We start from the raw sequence: 11,579 nt of genomic DNA on the forward strand, positions 1-11,579 counted from the left end.
CGTTTTCCGCATACAAAGAGGGCCCCCTGCGCGTGCGCAGGGAACCCATGTTCAAAGCAATCAAGCGCTCTTGAACTTGTTGACGAACTCGGTCCGGGTTTCGGCGTACCACGGCGCTTCGGCCGGCCACGGGTTCAAGTTGGCAAGCGAGTCGCCCGGATAGGCTTCGGCAAAGTTCTTTTTGTAAACATCGCCGGAATAGCCATCCGCACCAAGAACTGGTGAGTTGTAGCCATGGCTGTCGATGGCTACGCCAGCCGGTTTCGCCTGATAGGCGAACTCGATAAAGGCATAGACCTGTTCGACATTGGTCGCGCCGACAGGCATCGACATACCGTCGACCCATGCCATCGCACCTTCGATCGGTGCCTGATAGTGAACCGGCTCACCTGCCGTTTTCAGGGCCAGTGGCGGGCCATCCCAGGTCTGGCCAACAACGACGCCTTCGTTCAGCAGACCGTTCTTTTGGGTATCGGCGTCGTTCCAGATCAGCTTGATGCGATCCTTGCGTGCGATGCACCAATCAGCGATCTGTCCCCAGACTTTGCGCATGGTGTCTTCGTCATTGTACGCAGCCCAGACAGAGCCCGGCTCCATCTCGCCCGAGCGCTCCATGAACAGACCCGCACCAAGCATCATCGAATGCGCGCGACCCATTGTTTTACCGGCGTTTTCCTCTGACCAGACGTCGCCGTAGGACGGCGCGTCGCCTTCGGGCAGCCACAGGTCGGTGCGATATGCGATACCTTCAGTTCCCCAGATATGGGGCAGCCAATGTGCGCCGCTGTCGCCAAAGTTCCAGGCGTCCGTGCCGATCTTGGCCATCGCCGGGTTCACGGCGTCGATGTTCACCTTGCTCAGGTCGAACGGTTGCAGCAGTTCCAGCGGCTCCCATTGAAGCGAGCGGTTGTTGGTCGGTGAAACGATGTCAAAGCCCTGACCCTTGGTGGCCTTCATCTTGTTGATGATTTCTTCGTTCGAACCGATGCCGGTATAGTTGACCTTGATACCGGTCAGGGTCTCGAACTCCTGAATGAACGAAGGCGGCAGATAGTCGGACCACATCAGGATGTTCACTTCACCCGATGATGCTAGCGCGCTTTTCGAGTAGAGCGGTGCCGCCAGTGCCGCAGCACTGGCCCCTTTCAGCACCGAACGGCGCGATACTGTTGATCTCTTAGTCATTGATTTGATCTCCCAAGTTGGTTGTTTGATTTTTTGTATTGTATAACTACACAAACACGACTTTTGCGACTTCCCCTCCTCCACCAAAGTGACAGTTTCGACATTCAGTAGGTCCAGTTTCGACAGCTAACTCTGGAAGCAGCTTCAAACTGGCATCGGGCAAACGTCGCGCGTGCTCATATACTTAGCTTTGCATATTGCCTCCTTGATTTGAAACTTTTCGAGCGCCTCTCGCAAGAAAATTAATAAAACGCGTCAAAACGCTGGATTCATTTGCTTCTTTTTGTCGTTGACGAGATGTCAGTTCGCGCAACAACCAAGCGATGAATACGCCGAGCGCATGAAACTTTTTTGACTCATTCAACACTGTAGACCGGATCGGAATGTGCCCGGGCGTTACAAACCAACGTGACCCGTGCTGCCGGGTACTCCCTGAGTATTTGCGGCCTATACAGCCAATCCGATCAGGGCCACACCACCGGCCATCAGAAGCGCCGCGCCAAGCCTGCGTAACCAGTTGCCTTCGTGCAAAAAGACAAACCCGATCAGCGCAGCAAATATTACCGACGTTTCACGCAGCGCAGATACTGCACCAAGCGGTGCAAAATTCTTGGCATACAGAACAAGACCATACGCCGTCATTGAAACAAGGCCACCCAGAAAGCCGACAAGCCAGGTCCTGACCGGGAGTTCCTTTAGCGTTGTGCGTTTGCGGATAGCTACGAACCCCGCAATGAAAATGTGTAAAAAAGCGCCCCAGGCCCAATAGCTTAGGGTGTTGCCGGACAAACGCACGCCGATACCGTCCACAACCGAATAAACCGATATGCAAAACCCGGTACCCAGCGCAAACCCCAGCGCTGCCCGCCCGATCCCATGCCGCAGGGCGCGCCAGCTGCTTAACTGAATGCCCACTGCGATCAGCGCGATACCAGCCCATGCCTGCAGAGGAAGAACCTCTCCGACGAGAAGCATCGCCCACAAAGACACCAGAGCAGGCACGATGCCGCGGGCAATAGGATAGACAACGCTCAGATCACCGTGCTGGTACGCCTTGCCCAGCATGAAATAATAGCCGAAATGCACCACCGTCGAGATGAGGATGTATGGAAAGCTCTCAGCGCTCGGCAAAGGCAACAGCGCCACCATGACACCTGCGGGAATGACGTGGCCGAAAGCCACCAGACCCAATGTCGTTGTGCGATCGCCCGCAGTTTTCACGATTGCATTCCAGACGGCATGCAACAGCGCCGCAGACAGGATTATGACGACGACAAACAGTGTCACGGAACCACCTTATCCGGTAGCAAGATCCGGCCCGTCTGTTGGGCCGGCCTTACAGATTTCGGTTTTTGGTCAAACCATTACAGCGCTGCTTTGAACAGGCTAGTCAGATTGTCTTTGGTCAGTTCGATCGGGTTGCCGCCACAGGACGGATCAATGATCGCACCTTCGACCAGTTCGGGAATTGACGCCTCTGTCACGCCCAACTCGGACAGGCGGCGCGGAATTCCGAGCGAGTCGTTAAGCTCTTGCACAAAGGTTCGAAACCCGTCGAAGCCGCCGGTTATCCCCAGATATGCCGCAGCCGTGTCAAACCGGTCCGCGATAACCGGCGAATTGAACTCAAGTACTGCGGGCATGCATACCGCGTTAGTGGTTCCGTGATGTGTGTTAAAGACGGCCCCGATCGGGTGGCTCATGGCGTGAATCGCGCCCAGCCCCTTTTGGAACGCGGTGGCGCCCATGGCCGCAGCGCTCATCATCTGGGCGCGGGCTTCGATATCAGTGCCATCGGCATAGGCGCGCGGCAGGTATTCCTTGACCAGTCGCATGCCTTCCAAGGCAATGCCTTGGCTCATCGGGTGATAATGCGGGCTTGAGAACGCTTCGACACAATGCGCGAAGGCATCCAGACCCGTCCCCGCAGTAATGAATTGGGGCATACCGACCGTCAGTTCCGGATCGCAGATCACCACCGTCGGCAGGACTTTGGGGTGAAAGATGATCTTTTTCACATGGGTCTCTGAATTGGTGATGACGCTGGCCCGCCCCACTTCCGAGCCCGTCCCCGCAGTGGTCGGCACCGCGATGATCGGCGCGATGGCATCGGCATCGGCACGGGTCCACCAGTCGCCAATGTCTTCAAAATCCCAGACGGGGCGCGTCTGCCCCGCCATGAAGGCGACCATCTTGCCCAGATCCAGCCCCGAGCCGCCGCCGAACGCTATCACCCCATCATGGCCGCCCGCATTGTATGCAGCGACACCGGCATCGAGGTTCTTTTCATTGGGGTTCGGGTCCACATCTGCAAACAGGCCCCGGCCCAAACCGGCGGCCTCCATGATATCCAGCGTCGCCGTGGTTATCGGCAGATCGGCCAGCCCCTTGTCGGTGACCAGCAGAGGGCGCTTCATCCCGGCCGCCGCGCAGGCCTCGGGCAGTTCCTTGATGCGGCCTGCGCCGAATTTGATTGCGGTCGGATAGGACCAGTTTCCAACAAGGCTCATGATGTCACCTTCTTCAGATGGTAGGATTTGGGGCGGGTCAGGTTGTGATAGCCGATCACGGACAGGCCCCCGCCGCGCCCGGTGTTCTTGCAGCCGGTCCAGCACAGACCGGGATCCAGATAGTCGGCCCGGTTCATGAACACCGTGCCGGTCTCGATCTGATCACCCACCCGGGCCGCACGATCTACGTCGCGGGTCCACAGTGACGCGGTCAGACCAAACTCGCTGTCATTCATCAGTTGGATGGCCTCATCATCAGAGGACACTTTCATGATGCCCACCACAGGCCCAAAGCTCTCATCGCGCATCACCCGCATATCGTGGGTCACGTTGGTCAGTATCTGCGGCGTCAGATAGGCGCCGCCATCATCCTCGGGGAAAGTGTCGATATGCGCCACGGCGCCTGCCGCGACCGCCTCGGCAATCTGCGACCGCACCTCTTCGGCAAAGCGTACATTGGCCATCGGGCCAATCGTCGTCTCCGCCTCCAGCGGATTGCCCAGCTTATACCCTTTCACGATCTCTACCGCTTTGGCGACGAAGTCATCGTAGAGGCTTTCATGCACATAGATCCGTTCAATCCCGCAACAGCACTGGCCCGAGTTGAACATCGCCCCGTCGATCAGCGTATCGACGGCGGCCTCCAGATCGGCATCTTCCATGACATAGCCGGGATCTTTGCCACCCAGTTCGGTGCCGACACCGGTGAATGTGCCCGCCGCCGCGCGCTCCATCGCCTGACCGCCCCCGACCGATCCGGTGAAGTTCACGAAGTCGAACGCTTTGCCCGCGATCAGATCATTGGTCACGTCATGGCTAAGGAACACGTTCTGGAACACATCCTCGGGCACACCTGCCCCGTGGAAAGCCTGCGCCATGCGCTCACCCACCAGCAGGGTCTGCGTGGCGTGTTTCAGGATCACCGCATTGCCCGCAATCAATGCCGGTGCGACGGTGTTGATCGCCGTCATATAGGGGTAGTTCCACGGCGCCACCACAAAGACCACCCCATGCGGAATACGTTTGATGTAGCGCTTGAACGTCTCGTCCTCGCCCACCGCGATATCGGCGAGAGAGGCTTCAGCAATCTCGGCCATATGGCTGGCACGCTCATTAAAGCCGCCGAACTCGCCGCCATAACGCACTGGGCGCCCCATCATATGCGCCAATTCGGGCACGATCTCGTCATTCATCGCGCCAACAGCGGCGACGCCCGCCATCACCAGATCAATACGCTCCTGCAGCGGCCGCGCCGCCCAAGCTACCTGAGCCGTTTTTGCCCGCCCTGCAGCCTCGAACGCTGCCTCTTTCGACAGAGTTTCGCGCGTTGCAAAAACCGACCCGTCAATCGGTGAGATGCATTTCAATGTCTGGCCCATAATCTCTCCATCGTCATCCGAAACAGGATCCCCTGTTCATCTGGCCACAAATACTCCGGGAAGCGCGAAGGGCGTCGCCATTGTTGCTCGAACCAATGGCGCAACAATAGCGACCCTCGCTTTCGCCGGATCACGCCCGCTCGAACCCGCGGGCAATTTCCCAGTCAGTCACCACACGATCGAACTCTTCGATCTCGACCTCGGCCGCACGAGCATAGTGTTCGACCACCTCATCCCCCATGGCCGCCCTCAGCATCTCTGACCCGTGCAAGGCATCCCGCGCTGCGCGCAGATTGCCCGGGATCATGCCGGTGTCGCCCTGATAGACGTCTCCTTTGGTGGGCGGTTGCAACTCCAGCCCCTCTTCGATGCCCGCGATCCCGGCGGCCAGCATCCCCGCCATCGCCAGATAGGGGTTCATGTCCGAGCCCGGAATTCGGCATTCGACCCGCACCGCTTTGGTGCCGTCGCCGCACAGGCGGAACCCGGCGGTACGATTATCGACCGACCAGATGATCCGCGTCGGCGCAAAGGTGCCCTTCATGAAGCGCTTGTAGCTGTTGATGTAGGGCGCCATGAAATAGGTGTAATCGGCGGCGTATTTCAACAGCCCGGCCATGTAGCTTTTCATAAGCGCCGACATGCCCAGTTCATCTTCCGCGTTATAAAACGCAGGCTTGCCATCGGACCACAGTGACTGGTGCACATGGGAAGAACTGCCCACCTTGTCATGATGCCATTTTGGCAGGAAGGTCGCCGCATGGCCGTGCTGCCAGGCAATCTCTTTCACTGCGTTCTTGGCAATCGAATGAAATTCGGCTGTGTCCATCGCAGGCGCGTATTTGATGTTCAGCTCTTCCTGCCCGGTCTCGGCCTCGCCCTTGCTGTTCTCGACCGGAATACCCGCATCCCACAGATGATTGCGGATCGGCCGCATCACATGCTCTTCCTTGGTGGTCTGCAGGATATGGTAATCCTCGTTATAGCCCGAGATCGGCTCCAGATCGCGGAACCCCTCCTTGCGGAGCGCATCAAAGCTCTTTTCAAAAAGGAAAAACTCCAGCTCGGTCGCGCACATCGCCTCATAGCCCATGGCCTTCAGGCGGTTGACCTGCTTTTTAAGGATCGAGCGCGGCGCATGCGGTACTTCCTCATGCGTGTGGTGATCCAGCACATCGCACATCACCATCGCCGTGCCTTCCAGCCACGGCACAGGGCGCAAGGTGCTCAGATCGGGCTTCATGACGTAGTCGCCATAGCCCCGCTCCCAACTGGTTGAGGCATAGCCATCCGGCGTCCCCATCTCAAGATCCGTCGCCAGCAGATAGTTGCAGCAATGCGTCTCTTCCCACGCACTGGCCACAAAGTGACCCGCATGAAAGCGCTTGCCCATCAGGCGCCCCTGCATGTCCACCATACAGACCAGTACGGTATCCACCTCTCCGGCAGCGACCTGCGCCTTGAGATCATCAAAGTTGAGAGTTCCGCTCACGAGTCATCCTCCCTGATCGCGATGTCGTTCAGCGCCGGTTGCAGCAGCGCCAGTATCTCGTCCGCCATGGCGGAAATCTGTTCCTCGGAGCGCAACAGATCGTTGCGCACCTCAATCATTACGTTCGGCAAACCCCGGCTTTGCGCATGCAGACGAAGGGAATGCGTAACACCATCGGCGGGCCCGTAAGGTTCATTGCGCTCAGTCCTGCGATGCGGAATGCGGTCCACATGGTCCAGCATTGCATCCACAAGTCGGGTGTCTTCATCGTGAAGCAGGCCCAGTTCCACCGCGCGCGGCCGCCCGTAATAAACCGGCGTAAAGGAATGAACAGTCACGACAATCGTTTCCGGACCGCGCGCGTCAAGCACGTCGGATACCGCACGGCAAAACGGCTCATAAACCGATCTTGTGCGCTCTGACCGATCCTGCGGCGACAAGTCTTTGTTTCCAGGAACCTCGATCAGTTCCGACTTTTCAGGCATGGCACTTGCCGCTTCGGGCGGGCGGTTGCAGTCGTAAACCAGCCGCGAAACAGTCGACGCGACAACCGGGGCATCCAGCGCCTTTGACAGCAACAGGGTCAAAGGCCGCGCCCCCGGGTCCCATGCAGCGTGGCTTTGCCGATCTGCTTCAGCCAACCCCAAACCACCGTATTCAGGCGGAATGTGACAGCTTGCATGTTCGCATAGCAGAACGACCCTGCCCTTGCCGCATTCGTTCAGAAGCTCGACCGGGTTGCTCATTGCTCCACCTCATCCGAGGCCCGGTCGGCCATGTTGGGCATCTCTTCGATCAGTCGTGTTTCCAGCAACTGGCCGTGACGATAGAGGATCGGATATGCCACCGCGGAAATATGGCTGTTGAACTCGCGAAACGCGCGCAAGGTTTCCAGATGTATATCGCTGGTCTCAAAGCTCTCGGTGCTGCCATGCTGCAATCGTCTGAGGTGACGCTTGCGACTGTCGCGCTCGGCGCGCTTGATCTCGCTCTTTTCCAGACTCAGCAAACGGGCGCTTTCCAGATCGTCGGAGATAAGGACATTGGTCGCCAGCTTCAGGTTGGCCAGGATATCTTCGTGCATCCGCTCAAGCTCGGCCCAACCCTCTTTCGAAAATGCGGCCCCCTTCTTTCGCATGTCATCCGCCAGCGTCGCGAGGCGTTTGGCCACGACATCGCCCGCGGTTTCCAGACGGATTGCATACTCCATCAGGTCGCGGGCGGATTTGGCGTTCTGTTTGCCGAATTCGTCAGTCGGAATGGCGGCAACAAAGGCCCGGATGCCCGAAAGGCAGGCGTTTACATCTTCGTCAACAGCCTGCACCGCGCGAATCTGGTCCTTGCTTGCCCCGCGATAAAGCTCAAGAGATGGCCGAAACATCGTTTCGACAAGGTCGCACATGCGCAGCAATTCACGTTTAAGGCTGGACAAGGCCTGACTGGGGCTGCCGATGTTGCTCAGGTCCAATGCACTCGCCGGGCGCCCGGGCTCAGCAGGTGCTGACTCGGATTTTGGTTCGGGCATAAGGCGCTCGATCAAGGGTTGCACCCGGCCACAAAACGGTAATGCCAGAAGCAACAGAGAGGCATTGAACGCCAGATGCGCATTCACAAGCATCTGACCGCCCTCTGGCGCACCCAACTGACCGCTTCGCAAAGCCAGATTGACCGCAAACAAACAGAACACCGCCCAACTGCCACGCATTGCCAGATTGGTTATCGGGATACGTCGCGCGCGCACGTCCATGCCCCGGCTCAGCCACACCGGGATGAAGGCCGAACCAAAATTCGCGCCCAGCACAAGGGAAAGACCAGCAGCAAACGGGATCGCGCCGATCTGGACCAGCGTTACGCACATCAGAATGGCCGCGACCGAGGAATGCATGACAAAGGCAAGCACAGCTCCGACGATAAAGGCGGTCACGTAGTCGCGCGCAAGATAGTCTGCCATGGCTGGTAGAAAGGCGCTGTCGCGGATTGGGTCCATTGCCTCGCGCAAAAAGCGCAGCGAGATCAGGATAAAGGCGATGCCCATCAGGATGCGCCCGGTTTGCCGCGCCCGCTTTGCGTCAGTCTTTACAAACAAGTAACCGCCAACCGCCAGCAGCAAAGGAACCAGCCAATCCAGCCTGAACGACAGCACCTGAATGATCAAAGCAGAGCCAAGATCACCACCAAGAACAATGGCCAGACCAGCGGGGAACGCCAACAGACCGCTTGCGGCAAATCCAGACGTTAGCAACGCAACAGCGGCCGAGCTTTGCAGGACAACTGCCATGATCAGGCCTGCCAGCGATGCCTGCACATAATTGCGCTGTCTTGTCATCAATCGCTGGAATGAGGCCCCATAGCTGCGCTCAATCCCGGTGCGCACCATACGCACGGCAAACAGAAGCAACATCGTTGCGCCTGCAAGCTGTATGAGAAAGCTGACAACCGCCATTCGTCTAACCGTTCACAAGTTCAAGCATTTCAGCATGAAGCTGAGGTGTCGCGGCCGAGATCACCCGGCCGTCGGATTTCAGCCCCAGTGAGTTTCCATCCCAGTCCGTCATGACACCGCCCGCTGCTTCGACCACCGCCGCAACCGGCAGATAGTCGTAAGGCTGCAGGTCGTAATCGATCACAGCATCCACGTAACCAGCAGCCAGCAAAGCATGCGGGTAGCAGTCATAGGCAAACCGGCGCGTCTGGCCGGTCTGCATCAGCTTTCCGAACAAATCCGGGTAATCCCGGTGAATCTTGTCCCCTTCGTTAACGAAAAGAATAGACTGGTCTAGACGCGTTTGGCGCGAGGTCGAAATGGCCTCACCATTCAGAGTGGCGTACTGGCCCGGAACACCCACAAACACTTCGTTCAGCGCCGGCATCCCTATGACACCCAGCTGTGGGGACCCGTCGACAAGATGTCCAAGCAGAAATCCGAATAGCGGATGTCCCGACAGGAAAGAGCGGGTGCCGTCGATCGGATCTATGATCCAGACCTCGCGGCAATCTCGCCCGTCAAACCCCTGTTCTTCCCCGAAAATACCATGATCCGGAAAATGGTGCTGCAGATAGGCGCGCACTTCGGCTTCGACACCCTTGTCGGCCTGCGTGACCGGGCTTTCATCCGATTTGAACTCGACCCCGAGCCGACCGCGAAAGTACCCCCGGGCCGCTTGAGATGCTATTTCGGCGATCTTGACCGCGTGCTTTGCGTAATCGTTCTTATTCAGCATTCCGCTCAGCTCCACTCGCGACAATAACCTTTACGCCCCATTCCTTGAATGCGGTTGCCATGGCCCCCCTGGGCAGTTCATCCGTCACCAGAACATGCACGTTACGCGGATCAGGCCCACGATAAGGCGCTGTTTCACCGAACTTAAAATGAGCGGATGCCATCATGACCTGATCAGCATTATCGACGACAACTGCACTCAGATCCGCCTCGGCCGAACTCAGGTATAGAAAGCCTTTTTTGGGTGAAATCGCATCGGCGCTCAGAATTGCCAGATCGAAGGCGTATCGCTGCATCTGCCGTTGCGTGACAAATCCGAACGAGCCGCGTTCGTCGCTTTGCATTTCACCGCCCAAAAGATGAACACGGTTGCCATTTACCCCAACAAGGGTCTGCACAACTCCGATAGAATTGCTAACAACCGTCAGGTTGCTTTTTGCCCGCAATTCTTCAGCCACAAATGCAGTTGTCGAGCCAACATCAAGAAACACGGTCATTCCATCCCTGACCTCCTGTGCGACTTGAATCGCGATCAGGCGCTTTTCGTCGGAATGTTGTGAAATTCGCTTGAAAAAACTGGGGTCGCCCTGAGTTCCAGCCAGATACGCACCGCCATGGACCCGCTCAATCGCCCCAGATTTCGACAGAGACTTGATCGTGCGGCGCACGGTCTCCTCAGAAACGTCGAGCGCCTTGGCCAGATCGGTATTTCGCGCAGTACCACCAAGCCGCCTGAGAACATCCAGCAACTCAAGCTCTCGATGCGTATGGGGCGCCCGTTTTTTCAAGATTACCTCCGAAATCCCAAATTCCCCCACATAAGGGCACAAAATTCGGTCACCATTCAAGCAAATTTAGCGATATCGGTGGATTTTTCCGCATAATCTAAGCGATTACCCAAATCAAAGCCCGGAATTCACACACAAATCGCATAAAACCAAGAAAATTGGTAGATGTTGATCGCCTGATGTCCGGAAACTTTTTCACCGGTCCAATGGGCATTTCAGAAAGCTTTGACCACTATGCCCCAAGCGCCCCGTCAGCGAACACCGTCGTGGCCTAGACAGTTATGTATTGCGCTGCGGCGAGGCACATCCAGCTTGGACAGGATCGAGCTGACGTGGTTTTTGATTGTTCCGACCGAACGGCCAATTTCGCGCGCAATTTCCTTGTTGGTAAGCCCTTCGCAGATCAGCGAACAGATCTCTTTTTCCCGGCGCGTCAGGCATTCCGGCAAACCGTTTGGATCAGCGACGTCCTTTTCCGCGATAGCCTGCATCAAACAGGCCGCAACTGAAGGGCGCATCGTCACTTCTCCGCGTTCGGCGGCGTGTATTATACGGACCACATCGGAAATGGATGCCTTGCGGGGCACAAAGCTGCGACAGCCGAGACGGGCACAATCCATGATCTCTGCCGCGACGCTGTCATCGACGGAAAGCGCGAGTATCGGCGTATCGGGAATGGCGGCAGCAATTGTCCGGGCGGCCTGTTCACCCTCGGGGTCACCAAGATCTATCAGAACGGCACTTGCATCGTTGCTCAGAGCCATGGCGGGAATATCAGAAGCGGAATCACATGCGTGGGCATGTTCGACGTCGGGCTGTTCAGAAAGTCCGCGGCAAAGACATTGACCAAACAGGCGATTGCCTGAGAATACGAGAATTCTCATGTGGCTCTCACTCAATCAACAAATCCATTAATGAGTTCAGTTATACCACAGGTTGCGTCAAATCGGAACAATCACAAGCGATAGCGGAAAAATTGACCCTAGGTAAAGTACGCCAGCTTTC

At 57.3% G+C, this 11,579-nt stretch carries 10 protein-coding genes; all 10 read right to left on the bottom strand.

What is annotated here, in order from left to right:
• Positions 1-60: 60 nt before the first annotated feature.
• The 10 genes from ACR0D6_RS01340 to ACR0D6_RS01385 all read right to left on the bottom strand — a co-directional run bounded on the left by ACR0D6_RS01340 (position 61) and on the right by ACR0D6_RS01385 (position 11,458).
• Positions 61-1,185, bottom strand: coding sequence for an extracellular solute-binding protein (locus ACR0D6_RS01340; RefSeq protein ID WP_480764179.1), 1,125 nt, complete (start codon positions 1,183-1,185; stop codon positions 61-63).
• Positions 1,186-1,632: 447 nt separating this feature from the next.
• Positions 1,633-2,472 carry an EamA family transporter gene (locus tag ACR0D6_RS01345; protein WP_480764180.1) on the bottom strand — a complete coding sequence of 280 codons (840 nt, stop codon included), beginning with the start codon at positions 2,470-2,472 and terminating at the stop codon, positions 1,633-1,635.
• 77 nt (positions 2,473-2,549) lie between these two features.
• Positions 2,550-3,695, bottom strand: a complete 1,146-nt coding sequence (locus ACR0D6_RS01350; RefSeq protein WP_480764181.1) for an iron-containing alcohol dehydrogenase — start codon at positions 3,693-3,695, stop codon at positions 2,550-2,552.
• On the bottom strand, positions 3,692-5,074 hold the full coding sequence (locus ACR0D6_RS01355; RefSeq protein ID WP_480764182.1) for an aldehyde dehydrogenase family protein: 1,383 nt from the start codon (positions 5,072-5,074) through the stop codon (positions 3,692-3,694). The genes ACR0D6_RS01350 and ACR0D6_RS01355 overlap by 4 nt, the downstream gene beginning before the upstream one ends.
• 130 nt (positions 5,075-5,204) lie before the next feature.
• Positions 5,205-6,566, bottom strand: a complete 1,362-nt coding sequence (locus ACR0D6_RS01360; protein WP_480764183.1) for a glutamine synthetase family protein — start codon at positions 6,564-6,566, stop codon at positions 5,205-5,207.
• On the bottom strand, positions 6,563-7,312 hold the full coding sequence (locus ACR0D6_RS01365; protein ID WP_480764184.1) for an N-formylglutamate amidohydrolase: 750 nt from the start codon (positions 7,310-7,312) through the stop codon (positions 6,563-6,565). The genes ACR0D6_RS01360 and ACR0D6_RS01365 overlap by 4 nt, the downstream gene beginning before the upstream one ends.
• A complete protein-coding gene (locus ACR0D6_RS01370) occupies positions 7,309-9,009 on the bottom strand; it encodes a Na/Pi cotransporter family protein (RefSeq protein WP_480764185.1) in 1,701 nt (566 codons plus the stop codon). Before ACR0D6_RS01370 ends, ACR0D6_RS01365 begins: the two co-directional genes overlap by 4 nt.
• A gap of 4 nt (positions 9,010-9,013) precedes the next feature.
• Complete coding sequence (locus tag ACR0D6_RS01375) at positions 9,014-9,787, bottom strand: inositol monophosphatase family protein (RefSeq protein WP_480764186.1); 774 nt, start codon at positions 9,785-9,787, stop codon at positions 9,014-9,016.
• Positions 9,777-10,574, bottom strand: a complete 798-nt coding sequence (locus ACR0D6_RS01380; protein WP_480764187.1) for a DeoR/GlpR family DNA-binding transcription regulator — start codon at positions 10,572-10,574, stop codon at positions 9,777-9,779. The genes ACR0D6_RS01375 and ACR0D6_RS01380 overlap by 11 nt, the downstream gene beginning before the upstream one ends.
• 251 nt (positions 10,575-10,825) lie before the next feature.
• Positions 10,826-11,458: a response regulator transcription factor gene (locus ACR0D6_RS01385; protein ID WP_480764188.1), complete on the bottom strand. Its 633-nt coding sequence runs from the start codon at positions 11,456-11,458 to the stop codon at positions 10,826-10,828.
• Between the last annotated feature and the right edge of the window lie 121 nt (positions 11,459-11,579).

The organism is Ruegeria sp. BJ6 (assembly GCF_056537885.1).